This is a genomic window from Sinorhizobium sp. 8-89 (assembly GCF_030124325.1).
Taxonomy (GTDB): Bacteria; Pseudomonadota; Alphaproteobacteria; order Rhizobiales; family Rhizobiaceae; genus Sinorhizobium.
Genome location: NZ_JASKLR010000010.1, coordinates 43,094 through 58,532 on the forward strand (window position 1 = coordinate 43,094; position 15,439 = coordinate 58,532).

Consider the following 15,439-nt stretch of genomic DNA (forward strand, 5'->3'; position numbering starts at 1 on the left):
GCGGGGCGGTCTTCATCTCCTTTGCCCGGTTATTCTCATGTTGAACTCGACCACATTGGAATAGATCGGCGTGCCGACGTCCATGCCATAGGGTGAACGGCGGATGCTGCCACGGATGGTGAAGGAGATCGAGCGCCTGTTCCAATCGGTCAGCGTAACCGCAAAGCGCTCCTTGCGTGTCTTGCCGCGCGCCGTCAGCGCGCCTTCGACCGTTGCTGTGGCAGGCCCCGTTTGCCGGACTCGGGTCGAGCGGAAGGTCACGGTTTGAAAGTTTGCCGCATCGAAAACGGCACTGGAACGCAGGAAATCTTCCACCCGCCGCTCGCTCGCCCTGACGCTCTCCGGGTAAAGCGTGAACTCGACGGAGGAGCGCTCGATATTGGCGCCATCGATACGGAAGCCGCCGGAGAACTTGGCGAACCTGCCGGCAATGCCGCCACCACCGCCAACCTGCCCAACGCTGAACTGGATGCTCGAAGAACTGGCGATACGGTAGCTTCCGGCGGCGTCCGCAAGTGCCGGTGCCTGGGCCTTTGCCACTGATGTTGAGAATACGAAAGCGATGTACAGCGTCGCTTTTACCGCCGAATTGATCGTAATTGTCATCGATCATTTCCTCCGACAGCGGCGTCGTGGCGTTTTCGCGCGCTCCTGCCGCCCGAACTCACGCCGACTGCGGGGTGGAGCATTCGCGTAAGCACCTCGTCACCTCGCTTGAAATGGTGATAGAGCGCCGCCGCAGCGTGGATCGCGACCATGGCCAACGCCACATAGGCAAGCAGCGCATGGGCGAAGGTCCAGAAATTTTCCGAAGTCTCCGACCTCGCCAGCGGCAGATGCGGAATGACGATCATGTTGAAAAAGAAGCTCGGAATGTTCAGCGTCGACGCAGAGGCGACCGCCCAACCGGTAAACGGCACAACGATCCCAAGAACGATCAGAGTGTCATGTGTCAGGCGAGCGGCCTTGCGTTCGAGCGGGCTGACGCTCGCGGGTGGTGATGGGGTTCGTTCGACGAGCCACCAGATTGTGCGGATGAGGGCAAGCCCGAGCGCGGCGAAGCCGAACGATTTGTGCCATTGGTAGAGCGCGAACTGTAGCGCCGGATCGATTCCGGTGCGTCGCATGATGAAGCCGAGCAGGAGCAACCCGAGGATCAGCAATCCAATGGTCCAATGCAGCACGATTGTCACCCATCCGAATCCTGTCTCGCTATTGCGCAACATCGCAACCTCCGGGCATCCAGGTCGCAATTCTTTCTGCCGGCCGGTGCACCGCATGAGACGCATGACGCCCTGTTTTTATTCGTTGGCGATGCCGCAAAATTCGCAACAGTGCGGCAAAGGCGCGCCGAACACTTCGGGGCAGCAGAGAATATGTCTCCGACTGGGTGCGGGATCGTCGGCAGTCCCGGATTATTCCGGACGAAGCGCTTTTTTTTGCCCCCGCTATTTGCTAGGCCGCTAGCCGGAAAAGAGACCCGACCCGGAGGAATTTCATGACGCCCGATATCCGCCCGCTCGTTGCCGGAAACTGGAAGATGAATGGAACACGTGCCTCGCTCGACCAGATCAAGGCGATGGCCGAGGGCGTCAAGGTCGGTCTGTCCGAAAAGGTGGAAACGCTGATCTGCCCGCCGGCAACATTGCTCTATGTCGCCACCGCCCTTTGCGACGACAGTCCACTGATGATCGGCGGGCAGGATTGCCATCAGAAACAGTCCGGCGCACATACGGGAGACGTTTCGGCCGAGATGATCGCCGACTGCTTCGGCACTCATGTCATCGTCGGTCATTCCGAACGCCGCACCGACCATGCCGAGAGTGACGCGCTGGTGCGCGCCAAGACGGAAGCCGCTCATGCGGCCGGCCTCGTTGCCATCGTCTGCATCGGCGAAACCGGCGATGAGCGCCAGGGCGGCAAGACGCTCGATGTCCTGAAGCGCCAGCTAGCAGAAAGCCTTCCGGATGGCGCGACCGCGGAGAACACGGTGATTGCCTACGAGCCTGTCTGGGCGATCGGCACCGGCCTCACACCGACAGCATCGGACGTAGAGGAGGCGCATGCTTTCATGCGCAGCGAACTCGTATCGCGCTTCGCGGCTGCAGGCAGCAAGATGCGCATTCTCTACGGCGGCTCCGTCAAGCCCGGCAACGCCAAGGAACTGATGGGCATTGCAAACGTGGACGGTGCCCTGATCGGCGGCGCAAGCTTGAAAGCGGAAGACTTTCTCGCCATCTACAGGGCGTATGAAGAATTGACAGCCTGATTGTTCTCCCGCGCCGGCAGGGGGTTGGAATAGCCGGCGGCTTGGTATAAAGAGGCGCCAACTTGCGCCCGGCCATGCCGTGTTTCGCGCAGGGTTTGATTCGTGTGCCCAAGAGGGCAGGACTGGAAGCTGATGCAGACCGTACTACTCGTCATCTATCTCATGGTCGTCGTCGCCCTCATCGGCGTCGTCCTCATTCAGCGTTCCGAAGGTGGCGGTCTCGGCATCGGCGGCGGCTCGGGCTTCATGTCCGCCCGCGGTACCGCCAATGCGCTGACCCGCACGACAGCCGTTCTCGCCTTCCTCTTCTTCGGTCTAGCGCTCGCGATGGGCATTCTTTCCCGTTATGAGCCGCAGGCGACTGACATTCTCGACCGCATCCCCGGGACGAGTTCGAGCGGCGGTGGCGTGCTTGATTCGCTCGGCGGCGGTGAGACTCCTCCAGCTGGCGGAAACGCCCAGCAGCCGCCTGCCGGCAACGGCACCAACAACGCTGCGCCGGCCGGCGGTGCGCCCGCCACGGGTCAGGCACCCGCTGGTGCCGCACCCACGACCGAAGCGCCGGCCAACGGCAATACGGGGTCGCAAGTTCCGAGCGGCCAGTAAGGTCGCAAATCAGAAGAACCCACCGGCGGATGTTTCATCCGCCGGTTTTGTTTTGTGTGAAATCTGCCCCTTCGAAGACGGAAAAATTCCAAAAAACGAATTTTTCGGTGGCGGAATCATTTGTGAAAAGGTATCCGGTGACTCCCATGGCGCGATATGTATTCATCACTGGCGGCGTGGTTTCCTCCCTCGGAAAAGGCATCGCTGCAGCCGCTCTCGGAGCGCTTCTGCAGGCGCGTGGCTATCGAGTGAGACTGCGCAAGCTCGACCCCTATCTCAATGTCGATCCGGGCACGATGAGCCCGACCCAGCACGGTGAGGTGTTCGTCACCGACGATGGGGCGGAGACCGATCTCGATCTCGGTCACTACGAACGCTTCACGGGGCGCTCGGCGACGAAGACCGACAACATCACGACGGGTCGGATTTACAAGAACATCATCGACAAGGAGCGGCGCGGCGACTATCTCGGCGCGACGGTTCAGGTGATCCCGCACGTCACCAACGAAATCAAGAATTTCGTCACCGAGGGCAACGACGAATACGATTTCGTCATCTGTGAGATCGGCGGCACCGTCGGCGACATCGAAGCAATGCCCTTCATGGAGGCGATCCGCCAGCTCGGCAACGACCTGCCACGCGGCACCGCTGTCTACGTTCACCTGACGCTGATGCCCTATATCCCGGCGGCGGGCGAGCTCAAGACCAAGCCGACGCAGCATTCGGTAAAGGAGCTGCAAGCGCTCGGCATCCATCCCGATATCCTGCTCGTTCGCGCCGATCGCGAGATCCCGGAAGCGGAGCGCCGCAAGCTGTCGCTCTTCTGCAATGTCCGCCAGTCCGCCGTCATTCAGGCGCTCGATGTCGCCTCGATCTATGACGTGCCGATCGCTTATCACAAGGAAGGCCTCGACAACGAGGTCCTGGCCGCCTTTGGTATCGAGCCGGCGCCAAAGCCGCGCATGGAATCCTGGGAAGACGTTGCCCATCGTATCCGCACACCGGAAGGTGAAGTCACGATTGCCATCGTCGGCAAGTATACCGGGCTCAAGGACGCCTATAAGTCGCTGATCGAAGCGCTCTATCACGGTGGCATCGCCAACCGCGTCAAGGTCAAGCTCGAATGGATCGAATCGGAAATCTTCGAGAAGGAAGATCCGGCTCCCTGGCTTGAGAAAGTCCACGGCATTCTTGTTCCCGGCGGCTTCGGCGAGCGCGGTTCCGAAGGCAAGATCAATGCTGCCCGCTTTGCGCGGGAACGCAAGGTTCCCTATTTCGGCATCTGCTTCGGCATGCAGATGGCCGTCGTCGAGGCTGCCCGCAACCTCGCTGGCATCGAGAAGGCCTCTTCGACCGAATTCGGCCCGACCAAGGAGCCGGTTGTCGGGTTGATGACCGAGTGGGTGAAGGGCAACGAGCTTGAAAAGCGCTCCGCATCCGGCGATCTTGGCGGCACCATGCGCCTTGGCGCCTATCGCGCGGCCCTCAAACAGAACACCAAGATTGCCGGCATCTACGGGTCGACCGATATTTCCGAGCGCCATCGTCACCGCTACGAGGTCAACAACGATTACAAGGAGCGGCTGGAATCCTGTGGCCTGGTCTTCTCCGGCATGTCGCCGGACGGCGTTTTGCCTGAAACGGTCGAGTACCAGGACCATCCCTGGTTCATCGGCGTTCAGTACCACCCGGAACTGAAGTCTCGGCCGCTCGATCCGCACCCGCTTTTCGCAAGCTTCATCGAGGCGGCGCTGGAGCAATCGCGCCTCGTCTAACGCTGTCCTTCTCACATTGTCGCTTCTTTTGCGGCCGGCCCTCATGGGACCGGCCGCTTCCGTTTTTCAGGCGGCACGGTGCGTCGCCGCCAAATCCTCCATCGTCCAGCGTCTGCCTTGATCGGCCATGCTTGCAATCGGTCGGCAAAAGTTGCAAACAGCGACGAACCGGCCATCAGGGAACACGCCATGAGCTTATCCAAGCGCACCACCCGCCCGCTCGATCATCTCGTGCTGCCGGTGGCCGAGCTTGCGCAGGCGAGGCGGCGCTTGAGCGATCTCGGCTTCGTGGTTGCCGAAGATGCACGCCATCCCTTCGGCACGGAGAATGCGTGTGTCTTCTTCGCCGATAACACCTATCTGGAACCGCTTGCCATCGCCTCGCGCGAAGAGTGCGAGGCCGCGGCGCTCGCCGGCAACGTCTTTGTCGCCCGTGACCAGGCATTCCGCTTCCGTGAAGGCCCGGAAGGCATGTCGGCGATCGTTGTCGGAACCTCCGATGCCGCAACCGATCACATGCGTTTCCGCGCGAGTGGCGTCTCTGGCGGCGACATGCTGGAATTCTCGCGGCCGATGCGGTTGCCGGACGGCCGCGAAGGCCTCGGCTCCTTCCGGCTGGCATTTGCCGCGGATCTGCGCTCCCCGGATTTCTTCCTCTTCAGTTGTCAGCGCATTCGCGCGCTGCCGGTCGACCAGACCGCCCTTCACCGTCATGAGAACGGTGTGCTCGGCATTGCCGAGGTTGTGTTGTCGGAGCCAAATCCCACCGACTTCCAGTATCTGCTGCAGGAAGGCGTCGATGACCGCGAGGTTTCGGCCCACTCCTTTGGCATGGACATTCAAACGGGCAACGCCAAGCTTTCGGTGCTCAATGCTGCCGGAATGGAGGCCTTTTTCGGCCGTTCGGTCCGCAGCGCCGAGCGCGGCCTGCGCGGGCGCGCCGTCGTGTTTCGTGTCGTTGACCTCGAAGCGACGCGCGCGCTCTTTGCCAAGAACGATATCGAATTTGCAGAAATGGGCGGACGTCTCATTGTCCCGGAAGCGCCGGGGCAAGGAGTGATTTTCGCATTTGGAGTGTGATGATGGAAACAAATGCCAGGGTTGTCGTCGGCGAGGGTGCCGGCCAGGTTGTCTTTTCGCAGAAGAAGCGGCTGGCGCTGATCGCCGGCCCCTGCCAGATGGAGAGCCGCGATCATGCCTTCATGATGGCCGGAAAGCTGGTCGAGCTTTGCAAGTCGCTGGGGCTCGGCCTCGTTTACAAGTCTTCCTTCGACAAGGCGAACCGCACCTCCCTCTCCGGCAAGCGCGGCATCGGCCTCGACAACGCGCTGGAAATTTTCGCGGACCTCAAGAAGGAGTTCGGCTTTCCGGTGCTGACCGACATTCACACCGAAGAGCAATGCGCGATCGTCGCGGAAACGGTCGACATCCTGCAGATCCCGGCCTTTCTGTCGCGCCAGACCGACCTGCTCGTGGCGGCCGCCAAGACCGGCCGCGCGATCAACGTCAAGAAGGGTCAGTTCCTCGCGCCCTGGGACATGAAGAACGTGCTTGCCAAGTTCACGATGAGCGGCAATCCGAACGTTCTTCTGTGCGAGCGCGGCGCCTCCTTCGGCTATAACACGCTGGTTTCCGACATGCGCTCTTTGCCGATCATGGCGGCGCTCGGGGCGCCGGTGATCTTTGACGCCACCCATTCCGTGCAGCAGCCGGGCGGACAGGGCGGCTCCACGGGCGGCCAGCGCGAGTTCGTCGAAACCTTGGCGCGCGCTGCCGTCGCTGTCGGCGTCGCCGGCCTCTTCATCGAGACGCACGAAGATCCCGACAACGCGCCTTCGGATGGCCCCAATATGGTGCACCTGAAGGACATGCCGCAGCTTCTTGAAAAGCTGCTTGCTTTCGACGCGATCGCCAAGGCCTGAGCTGCGCCGGCCTTCGTGAAATTTTCATGAACCGCAATGGCGCTTCGGCATTTGCATCCTTCGCGCCATTGTAATTTCGAGGCCTTGAATTAAGACAGGCCCGACCACACCGTCGTCCTAACCAGGGAAGAGATCATGACTGCAATCATCGATATCATCGGCCGCGAAATTCTGGACAGCCGCGGCAACCCGACCGTCGAGGTCGACGTTCATCTCGAAGAGGGTAGTTTCGGCCGGGCCGCTGTTCCGTCGGGCGCCTCGACCGGTGCCCACGAAGCGGTCGAACTGCGCGACGGCGGTACGCGCTATCTCGGCAAGGGCGTCGAGCGCGCCGTCGACGCGGTCAACGGAGAGATCTTCGAAGCGATCGGGGGCCTCGACGCCGAAAACCAGATCCAGATCGACAAGACCATGATCGAGCTCGACGGCACGGCGAACAAGTCGCGCCTCGGCGCCAATGCCATTCTCGGCGTCTCCCTGGCGGTTGCAAAGGCTGCGGCCGAGGCTTCCGGCCTGCCGCTCTACCGCTATGTCGGCGGTCCGAACGCGCATCTCCTGCCGGTTCCGATGATGAACATCATCAATGGTGGCGCGCATGCCGACAACCCGATCGATTTCCAGGAATTCATGATCATGCCGGTCGGCGCGGAAACGCTGAAAGACGCCGTGCGCATGGGCTCGGAAGTCTTCCACACGCTGAAGAAGCAGCTGGCCGCCGACGGCCACAACACCAATGTCGGCGACGAAGGTGGCTTTGCTCCGGGTCTGGCCTCCGCCCCCGCGGCGCTGGACTTCATCATGAAGTCGATCGAGAAGGCTGGCTACAAGCCGGGCGAGGACATGTATGTCGCGCTCGACTGCGCTTCGACGGAATTCTTCAAGGACGGCAAGTATGTGCTCGAAGGTGAGGGCCGCACGCTGGAGCCCGGCGCCATGGCGGAATACCTCGCCGAACTCGCCGCCAAGTACCCGATCATCTCGATCGAGGACGGGATGGCCGAGGACGACTGGGATGGCTGGAAGGCGCTGACCGATAAGATCGGCTCCAAAGTCCAGCTCGTCGGCGACGATCTCTTCGTCACCAACTCGGCTCGACTGCGCGACGGCATCAAGATGGGTGTCGCCAACTCGATCCTCGTCAAGGTCAACCAGATCGGCTCGCTCTCGGAAACGCTCGATGCGGTCGAGACGGCCCACAAGGCCCGCTATACCGCCGTCATGTCGCACCGTTCCGGCGAAACCGAAGACGCGACGATCGCCGATCTCGCGGTCGCCACCAATTGCGGACAGATCAAGACCGGCTCGCTCGCGCGCTCCGACCGGCTTGCCAAGTACAACCAGCTGATTCGTATCGAAGAGCAGCTCGGTCTGCAGGCCAAATACGCCGGCCGCTCGATCCTGCGGGGCTGAGTGCAAGCCGATAAGGGGCGCAATGTCCGCCCCTCATCCGCCTGCCGGGACCTTCTCCCCGCGAGCGGGGAGAAGGGACAAGCGGCAAGCTCGGCGGTCAAAATCCCCTCTCCCCGCGTGCGGGGAGAGGGCTAGGGTGAGGGGCGAATCCAGCGGTATGCATCGCCACCTAAAATCGACGTAATCTCAACCCGTCTGCCTCACGGCAGGCGGGTTTCCTTTTCCTTGCCATTCATGGTCAACGGTCGGTTAATCAATCGACGTTAGTCTCGTCTTGTATTGCGTATCAGGGCATGGACCATGTGGACACGACATCACAAGAAACGGAGACTGGGGCGGCTGGTGGTGCCGCTCATGGCGGTCGCGTTTCTTTCCTATTTCGGCTATCATTCGATCCACGGAGGATACGGCCTGAGGGCGACGGAGGAGTTCGACCGACAGATCGCCGTGCGGCAAGCCCGATTGGATGAGCTGACTCATCAGCGAAAAATCCTGGAAAAGGAGGTCGAGCTGATGAGCGACGGTTCGCTGGAACGAGATATGCTGGATGAGAAGGCTCGCCTCGCGCTCAACATGTCGCGGAGCGACGAGATTGTTATTTTTCATCGCGGCCCGAATTAACTTAAATTGAGTTAACTGAAAATTCCTGGTAAAATTCAATCTCTTACGCAGAATAATAGCCATGCAAATATGGCATTGCTGTGTCGCTCTTCTTTCCCTATGGTAGCCCGCAAAGGCTAACCATTTGGGAGGAATGAATGGCTCCGCGAAAAACCGCGTCCGTCTCCAGCCGCAAGACCGCTGCCAAGTCCGCAAAGAAGGACTTCGCCGGCGGCACCATCGCCGAATTCTCCAAGGAAGATGATCTCAAGGCCTACCGCGAAATGTTGCTGATCCGGCGTTTCGAGGAGAAGGCCGGCCAGCTTTACGGCATGGGCTTCATCGGCGGCTTCTGTCACCTCTATATCGGTCAGGAAGCCGTCGTGGTCGGGATGCAGATGGCGCTCAAGGAAGGTGATCAGGTCATCACCGGTTACCGTGATCACGGCCACATGCTTGCTTGCGGAATGAGTGCGCGCGGCGTGATGGCGGAACTGACCGGCCGTCGCGGCGGCCTTTCCAAGGGGAAAGGCGGCTCGATGCACATGTTCTCCAAGGAAAAGCATTTTTATGGCGGCCACGGCATCGTTGGCGCGCAGGTCTCGCTTGGCACCGGCCTTGCCTTCGCCAACAAGTACCGCGGCAACGATAATGTCAGCCTCGCCTATTTCGGCGATGGTGCCGCCAACCAGGGCCAAGTCTATGAGAGCTTCAACATGGCTGCTCTCTGGAAGCTGCCGGTGATCTACATCGTCGAGAACAACCGCTACGCCATGGGCACGTCCGTGTCCCGCGCTTCAGCGCAGACCGACTTCTCGCAACGCGGCGCCTCCTTCGGCATTCCCGGTTATCAGGTCGACGGCATGGATGTTCGCGCGGTCAAGGCGGCAGCCGATGAAGCCGTTCAATATTGCCGTTCCGGCAAGGGGCCGATCATCCTCGAGATGCTGACCTATCGCTATCGCGGCCACTCCATGTCCGACCCGGCGAAGTACCGGTCGAAGGACGAAGTGCAGAAGATGCGCTCCGAGCACGACCCAATCGAGCAGGTAAAGGCCCGGCTTACCGAAAAGGGCTGGGCGAGCGAGGAAGAGCTGAAGCAGATCGACAAGGACGTTCGCGACATCGTTGCGGACAGTGCCGATTTCGCCCAGTCTGATCCGGAGCCGGATGCATCCGAGCTCTATACCGACATCCTGCTTTGATCCGGGGAGGGACAACCATGCCAGTAGAAATTCTCATGCCCGCCCTTTCCCCGACGATGGAGGAAGGCACGCTCTCCAAATGGCTGAAGAACGAGGGGGACAAGGTGTCCTCGGGCGATGTCATTGCCGAGATTGAAACTGACAAGGCGACGATGGAAGTGGAGGCCGTCGACGAAGGTACGATCGGCAAGCTCCTGATCGCCGCAGGTACCGAGGGCGTGAAGGTCAATACGCCGATCGCCGTGCTGCTGCAGGACGGCGAGGCTGCCGGCGATATCGTAACGCCGAAGGCCGAGGCTCCGAAGCCTGCTGCGAGTGAAGCGCCCGCGGCCGCTCCGGCTCCGACCGCGGCGCCGGTTGCGGCTCAGCCGAAGGCGGAAATTCCTGCCGACCCGGCGATCCCCGCCGGAACGGAAATGGTTTCGATGACGGTGCGCGAGGCGCTTCGTGATGCGATGGCCGAGGAGATGCGCGCCAATGACGACGTCTTCGTCATGGGTGAGGAAGTCGCCGAATACCAGGGCGCCTACAAGATCACCCAGGGCCTGCTGCAGGAATTCGGCCCACGTCGCGTGGTCGATACCCCGATCACCGAGCATGGTTTCGCCGGCGTCGGCGTCGGCGCGGCAATGACCGGTCTGCGGCCGATCGTCGAGTTCATGACCTTCAACTTCGCCATGCAGGCGATCGATCAGATCATCAACTCGGCCGCCAAGACGCTTTATATGTCGGGCGGCCAGATGGGCGCGCCGATCGTTTTCCGTGGCCCGAGCGGAGCGGCCGCTCGCGTCGCCGCGCAGCACTCGCAGTGCTATGCCGCCTGGTACAGCCATATTCCGGGCCTCAAGGTCGTCATGCCGTACACGGCCGCTGATGCGAAGGGCCTCTTGAAGGCTGCGATCCGCGACCCGAACCCGGTGATCTTCCTCGAGAATGAAATCCTTTACGGTCATTCCTTCGAGGTGCCGAAGCTCGATGATTTCGTGCTGCCGATCGGCAAGGCGCGCATCCATCGCGTCGGCAAGGATGCAACCATCGTTTCCTTCGGCATCGGCATGACCTATGCGGTCAAAGCTGCGGCCGAACTCGAAGCGCAGGGCATTGACGTCGAGATCATCGATCTTCGCACGATCCGCCCGATGGATCTTCCGACCGTGATCGAGTCGGTGAAGAAGACCGGCCGTCTGGTCACCGTCGAAGAAGGCTACCCGCAGTCCTCCGTCGGTACCGAAATCGCCACACGCGTCATGCAGCAGGCCTTCGATTACCTCGATGCGCCGATCCTGACGATCGCCGGCAAGGATGTGCCGATGCCCTATGCCGCAAACCTCGAAAAGCTGGCGCTGCCGAGCGTCGCCGAGGTCGTCGATGCCGTGAAAGCCGTTTGCTACAAATAAGGGGAGGGCGCTTCGATGCCAATCAACATCACGATGCCTGCCCTCTCTCCGACCATGGAAGAAGGCAATCTGGCCAAGTGGCTGGTCAAGGAAGGCGACAAGGTGAGGTCCGGCGACGTCATCGCCGAGATCGAGACCGACAAGGCGACCATGGAAGTGGAAGCCGTCGATGAAGGCACGGTCGCCAAGATCGTCGTTCCGGCCGGGACCGAAGGCGTCAAGGTCAATGCGCTGATCGCCGTTCTGGCCGCTGATGGCGAGGACGTGACGACGGCTGCGAAGGGTGGCAACGGCGCGGCAGCACCGGCGCCCGCCGTCAAAACCGAACAACCGGCTCCGGCGGCGCCGCCCGCTGCGGCACCTGCTGCCCAGCCCGCCGCAGCGCCATCGCCAGCACCCGCTGCGGGGGATGACAAGCGTGTATTCTCTTCGCCGCTTGCGCGCCGTCTCGCCAAGGAAGCTGGCATCGATCTCTCGGCAATCGCCGGGTCCGGCCCGTATGGCCGTGTCGTCAAGAAAGACGTCGAGACGGCTGTTGCCGGTGGCGGTGCGAAGCCGGCAGCCGCACCTCAGGCCGCCGCCGCGGCTGCACCCGCTCCGGCGCTCGCCAAGGGCATGTCAGAGGATGCCGTGCTCAAGCTCTTCGAGCCGGGCTCCTACGAGCTCGTCCCGCATGATGGCATGCGTAAGACCATTGCCAAGCGCCTGCAGGAATCGAAGCAGACGATCCCGCATTTCTATGTCTCGATCGATTGCGAGCTCGATGCGCTGCTTGCGCTTCGCGCGCAGCTCAATGCCGCAGCCCCGGAGAAAGACGGCAAGCCCGTCTACAAGCTCTCGGTCAACGACATGGTGATCAAGGCGCTGGCGCTTGCACTGCGCGACGTTCCGGATGCGAACGTCTCCTGGACCGATACCAACATGGTCAAGCACAAGCACGCCGATGTCGGCGTTGCTGTCTCTATCCCGGGTGGTTTGATCACGCCGATTATCCGCCAGGCGGAGCTGAAAAGCCTTTCGGCCATCTCCAACGAGATGAAGGACTTCGGCAAGCGCGCCAAGGAGCGCAAGCTGAAGCCGGAAGAGTATCAGGGCGGCACCACGGCCGTCTCCAACATGGGCATGATGGGCGTCAAGAACTTCGCCGCCGTCGTCAACCCGCCGCATGCGACCATCCTTGCGGTCGGTGCCGGCGAGGAACGCGTCGTCGTCAAGAACAAGGAAATGGTCATCGCCAACATGATGACTGTGACGCTCTCGACCGACCATCGCTGCGTCGATGGCGCGCTCGGCGCCGAGCTGCTCGCCGCCTTCAAGCGCTACATCGAAAACCCGATGGGCATGCTGGTCTGATGCGATCCGGACCGGCTTTTCTGGCCGGTCCATTCCCTGCTGTATGTTTCCTTAAATCGTAGCCGATTCAAGGACAAAACATGCAGCGATTCAAAGTGCTACAGCGTCCTTTGCGCGTCTGAGAAGACGCGCGGCGCTGTAAACGCGGGCACAAGCGATGAAGACAGTCCTTTGCTACGGTGACAGTCTGACGTGGGGCTATGACGCGAGCGGCCTTGGCCGGCATGCGTTGGAGGACCGCTGGCCGAGCGTGCTGCAAAAGGCCCTCGGTCCGGGTGTGCACGTCATAGCCGAAGGGCTGAACGGCCGCACGACAGCCTATGACGACCATCTCGCCGATTGCGACCGCAACGGAGCCCGCGTGTTGCCGACCGTGCTCCACAGCCATGCGCCGATCGATCTGATGATCCTCCTGCTCGGCACCAACGACATGAAGCCGATGATCCACGGCACAGCCTTCGGTGCTGTCAAAGGGATCGCGCGCCTTGTCAATCTCGTTCGGCGGCACGACTGGCCGGTCGACGCCGAGGAGGGCCCGGACATCCTCATCGTCTCGCCGCCGCCGCTTTGCGAAACCGCGAACAGCGCCTTCGCAGCAATGTATGCGGGCGCTATCGAGCAGTCGGCGATGCTGGCGCCGCTCTACCGCGATCTCGCCGACGAGCTCGATTGCGGCTTTTTCGATGCCGGCTCCGTTGCGAAAACCACGCCGCTTGATGGCGTGCATCTCGACGCCGACAACACCCGCGCGATTGGCCGGGGATTGGAACCGGTCGTGCGGATGATGCTCGGGCTCTGACCATGACGGCTGGCGTGACCATCAGGCCTGCGGAACGAAGAGAGGCAGCGGAACTAGCTGTCCTGATCGATATTGCCTCGCACGGATTTGCGGCCTGGCTCTGGTATGGCGGTGTGTTGCGTGGCGTCGCCGAAACGGCGTTCGAACACGGCCGCAACAAGCTACGCGAAGACGCGGGGCGGGGTACGTGGCGTGATGCCATTGTTGCCGAAGTCGAGGACGAGATTGCTGGTATAGCGGTCTCCTACGCGATCGATGCCTCCGTCCGCGATATCGAAGCGAAGCATCCGGTGCTCGCCCCGTTGCTCGCCCTCCAGAGGCAGGTGGTGGATCATTGGTTCATCGACAGCCTCGGCGTCTACAAGCATCATCGCGGCAAGGGGATCGGCCGCGCCTTGCTGGAACACGAAATTGCCCGCGCCGGGTCGGCGCCGGTGAGCCTGATCACCGAAAGCCACAATGAAACGGCTCAGGCACTCTACCAGGTCAACGGCTTCGAGGAGGTGGCGCGCGTTGAAGCCGTGCCGCTTTTCGAGGACAGCAGGAAACACGACTGGGTGCTTTTCACCCGACAGGTCGCTTGAGACAAAAGGCAGGAACATATGGCTGAGAATTACGACGTTATCGTTATCGGTTCGGGTCCGGGGGGCTATGTCACCGCCATCCGTTCAGCTCAGCTTGGCTTGAAGACGGCGATCGTCGAACGCGAGCACCTCGGCGGCATCTGCCTCAACTGGGGCTGCATTCCGACCAAGGCGTTGCTGCGTTCCGCCGAGATCCTTGACCACGCCAATCACGCCAAGAAATACGGTCTGACGTTGGAAGGCAAGATGACCGCCAACGTCAAGGACGTCGTCGCCCGCTCGCGTGCTGTCTCCGCTCGGCTGAACGGTGGCGTTGGTTTCCTCATGAAGAAGAACAAGGTCGACATCATCTGGGGCGAGGCCAAGCTGACGAAGCCCGGCGAGATCGTCGTTGGCGCGCCGTCGAAGCCCGCGGTCCAGCCGCAGAACCCTGTGCCGAAGGGTGTGAAGGGTGAGGGCACATACACCGCCAAGCACATCATCATCGCGACTGGCGCCCGGCCACGCGCGCTTCCGGGCATCGAGCCCGATGGCAAGATGATCTGGACCTATTTCGAGGCGATGAAGCCTGAGGAAATGCCAAAATCCATGCTCGTGATGGGCTCCGGCGCCATCGGCATCGAATTCGCAAGCTTCTACCTGTCGATGGGCGTGGACGTCACCGTCGTCGAGCTGTTGCCGCAGGTCATGCCGGTCGAGGATGCGGAGATTTCCGCTTTCGCCCGCAAGCAACTCGAAAAGCGCGGCATGAAGATCTTCACCGACGCCAAAGTGACGAAGGTTGAGAAGGGCGCGAATGATGTCACCGCGCATGTCGAGACGAAGGACGGCAAGGCAACGCAGATCAAGGCCGACCGCCTGATCTCTGCCGTCGGCGTGCAAGGCAATATTGAGAATCTTGGGCTCGAGGCGCTTGGCGTCAAAACCGATCGCGGCTGCATCATCACCGATGGCTATGGTAAGACGAATGTAGCCGGTATCTACGCGATCGGCGACGTTGCCGGGCCGCCGATGCTGGCGCACAAGGCCGAACACGAGGGCGTGATCTGCGTCGAGAAGATCGCCGGCGTCCCAGGCGTGCACGCGCTCGACAAGGGTAAAATCCCGGGCTGCACCTATTGCGACCCGCAGGTTGCCTCTGTCGGACTGACTGAAGCGAAGGCCAAGGAGCTCGGCCGCGAGATCCGTGTCGGCCGCTTTAACTTCGCCGCCAACGGCAAGGCCATCGCGCTCGGCGAGGACCAGGGTCTGATCAAGACGATCTTCGATAAGAAAACCGGCGAACTCTTGGGCGCGCATATGGTCGGTGCCGAGGTGACCGAACTCATCCAGGGTTTCGTTGTTGCCATGAATCTCGAAACGACCGAGGAAGAACTGATGCACACGGTCTTCCCGCATCCGACGCTGTCGGAAATGATGAAGGAAAGCGTGCTTGACGCCTACGGCCGGATGCTGAACGCCTGATGACGTGCCGCCGTTCGGAACTTTTGATCCGATCATGCATTGAAGCCGCTGGTGC

Annotated in this window: 15 protein-coding genes; 13 read left to right on the top strand and 2 right to left on the bottom strand. The window is 61.5% G+C overall.

Features of this window, described 5'->3' with window-relative positions; genetic code table 11:
* Nucleotides 1-12: 12 nt before the first annotated feature.
* Together QN219_RS19205 and QN219_RS19210 are read right to left on the bottom strand one after the other, a co-directional pair.
* Complete coding sequence (locus QN219_RS19205; RefSeq protein WP_284001434.1) at nt 13-606, bottom strand: YceI family protein; 594 nt, start codon at nt 604-606, stop codon at nt 13-15.
* Nucleotides 603-1,226 carry a cytochrome b gene (locus QN219_RS19210; protein ID WP_284001435.1) on the bottom strand — a complete coding sequence of 208 codons (624 nt, stop codon included), beginning with the start codon at nt 1,224-1,226 and terminating at the stop codon, nt 603-605. The genes QN219_RS19205 and QN219_RS19210 overlap by 4 nt, the downstream gene beginning before the upstream one ends.
* 272 nt (nt 1,227-1,498) lie before the next feature.
* On the opposite strand from QN219_RS19210, the gene tpiA reads away from it, so the two are divergent.
* From tpiA to lpdA, 13 genes are all read left to right on the top strand, one after another.
* Nucleotides 1,499-2,269 (top strand): triose-phosphate isomerase, encoded by a 771-nt coding sequence (gene tpiA, locus QN219_RS19215; protein WP_284001436.1) that lies wholly within the window; start codon nt 1,499-1,501, stop codon nt 2,267-2,269.
* 132 nt (nt 2,270-2,401) lie between these two features.
* Entirely contained in the window at nt 2,402-2,875 is a 474-nt protein-coding gene (gene secG / locus QN219_RS19220) for a preprotein translocase subunit SecG (RefSeq protein WP_284001437.1), read from the top strand.
* 137 nt (nt 2,876-3,012) lie between these two features.
* Nucleotides 3,013-4,650: a CTP synthase gene (locus tag QN219_RS19225; RefSeq protein WP_284001595.1), complete on the top strand. Its 1,638-nt coding sequence runs from the start codon at nt 3,013-3,015 to the stop codon at nt 4,648-4,650.
* Nucleotides 4,651-4,839: 189 nt separating this feature from the next.
* Nucleotides 4,840-5,730, top strand: coding sequence for a VOC family protein (locus tag QN219_RS19230; protein WP_284001438.1), 891 nt, complete (start codon nt 4,840-4,842; stop codon nt 5,728-5,730).
* Nucleotides 5,730-6,572, top strand: coding sequence for a 3-deoxy-8-phosphooctulonate synthase (kdsA, locus tag QN219_RS19235; protein WP_284001439.1), 843 nt, complete (start codon nt 5,730-5,732; stop codon nt 6,570-6,572). The genes QN219_RS19230 and kdsA overlap by 1 nt, the downstream gene beginning before the upstream one ends.
* A 135-nt stretch (nt 6,573-6,707) precedes the next feature.
* Complete coding sequence (gene eno / locus QN219_RS19240; protein WP_284001440.1) at nt 6,708-7,982, top strand: phosphopyruvate hydratase; 1,275 nt, start codon at nt 6,708-6,710, stop codon at nt 7,980-7,982.
* A 300-nt stretch (nt 7,983-8,282) separates the two neighbouring features.
* Complete coding sequence (locus QN219_RS19245) at nt 8,283-8,603, top strand: septum formation initiator family protein (RefSeq protein WP_284001441.1); 321 nt, start codon at nt 8,283-8,285, stop codon at nt 8,601-8,603.
* 137 nt (nt 8,604-8,740) lie between these two features.
* Nucleotides 8,741-9,787 carry a pyruvate dehydrogenase (acetyl-transferring) E1 component subunit alpha gene (gene pdhA / locus QN219_RS19250; protein WP_284001442.1) on the top strand — a complete coding sequence of 349 codons (1,047 nt, stop codon included), beginning with the start codon at nt 8,741-8,743 and terminating at the stop codon, nt 9,785-9,787.
* A 17-nt stretch (nt 9,788-9,804) separates the two neighbouring features.
* Complete coding sequence (locus QN219_RS19255) at nt 9,805-11,184, top strand: pyruvate dehydrogenase complex E1 component subunit beta (RefSeq protein WP_284001443.1); 1,380 nt, start codon at nt 9,805-9,807, stop codon at nt 11,182-11,184.
* A 15-nt stretch (nt 11,185-11,199) separates the two neighbouring features.
* Nucleotides 11,200-12,537 (top strand): pyruvate dehydrogenase complex dihydrolipoamide acetyltransferase, encoded by a 1,338-nt coding sequence (locus QN219_RS19260; RefSeq protein ID WP_284001444.1) that lies wholly within the window; start codon nt 11,200-11,202, stop codon nt 12,535-12,537.
* A 157-nt stretch (nt 12,538-12,694) separates the two neighbouring features.
* Nucleotides 12,695-13,336 (top strand): SGNH/GDSL hydrolase family protein, encoded by a 642-nt coding sequence (locus QN219_RS19265; protein ID WP_284001445.1) that lies wholly within the window; start codon nt 12,695-12,697, stop codon nt 13,334-13,336.
* Between the two features lie 2 nt (nt 13,337-13,338).
* A complete protein-coding gene (locus QN219_RS19270; RefSeq protein WP_284001446.1) occupies nt 13,339-13,920 on the top strand; it encodes a GNAT family N-acetyltransferase in 582 nt (193 codons plus the stop codon).
* 18 nt (nt 13,921-13,938) lie between these two features.
* The gene (gene lpdA, locus QN219_RS19275) at nt 13,939-15,384 is read left to right on the top strand and encodes a dihydrolipoyl dehydrogenase (RefSeq protein ID WP_284001447.1); all 1,446 of its coding nucleotides are present in this window, start codon (nt 13,939-13,941) and stop codon (nt 15,382-15,384) included.
* Nucleotides 15,385-15,439 lie beyond the last annotated feature (55 nt).

Excerpts from the sequence above, each read along its gene's own strand:
- QN219_RS19265 (WP_284001445.1), top strand. The coding sequence starts at position 12,695 with ATGAAGACAGTCCTTTGCTACGGTGACAGTCTGACGTGGGGCTATGAC.
- pdhA (WP_284001442.1), top strand. The coding sequence starts at position 8,741 with ATGGCTCCGCGAAAAACCGCGTCCGTCTCCAGCCGCAAGACCGCTGCC.
- QN219_RS19270 (WP_284001446.1), top strand. The coding sequence starts at position 13,339 with ATGACGGCTGGCGTGACCATCAGGCCTGCGGAACGAAGAGAGGCAGCG.
- QN219_RS19210 (WP_284001435.1), bottom strand. The coding sequence starts at position 1,226 with ATGTTGCGCAATAGCGAGACAGGATTCGGATGGGTGACAATCGTGCTG.
- secG (WP_284001437.1), top strand. The coding sequence starts at position 2,402 with ATGCAGACCGTACTACTCGTCATCTATCTCATGGTCGTCGTCGCCCTC.
- QN219_RS19255 (WP_284001443.1), top strand. The coding sequence starts at position 9,805 with ATGCCAGTAGAAATTCTCATGCCCGCCCTTTCCCCGACGATGGAGGAA.
- eno (WP_284001440.1), top strand. The coding sequence starts at position 6,708 with ATGACTGCAATCATCGATATCATCGGCCGCGAAATTCTGGACAGCCGC.
- tpiA (WP_284001436.1), top strand. The coding sequence starts at position 1,499 with ATGACGCCCGATATCCGCCCGCTCGTTGCCGGAAACTGGAAGATGAAT.
- lpdA (WP_284001447.1), top strand. The coding sequence starts at position 13,939 with ATGGCTGAGAATTACGACGTTATCGTTATCGGTTCGGGTCCGGGGGGC.
- QN219_RS19245 (WP_284001441.1), top strand. The coding sequence starts at position 8,283 with ATGTGGACACGACATCACAAGAAACGGAGACTGGGGCGGCTGGTGGTG.
- QN219_RS19260 (WP_284001444.1), top strand. The coding sequence starts at position 11,200 with ATGCCAATCAACATCACGATGCCTGCCCTCTCTCCGACCATGGAAGAA.
- QN219_RS19230 (WP_284001438.1), top strand. The coding sequence starts at position 4,840 with ATGAGCTTATCCAAGCGCACCACCCGCCCGCTCGATCATCTCGTGCTG.
- kdsA (WP_284001439.1), top strand. The coding sequence starts at position 5,730 with ATGATGGAAACAAATGCCAGGGTTGTCGTCGGCGAGGGTGCCGGCCAG.
- QN219_RS19205 (WP_284001434.1), bottom strand. The coding sequence starts at position 606 with ATGACAATTACGATCAATTCGGCGGTAAAAGCGACGCTGTACATCGCT.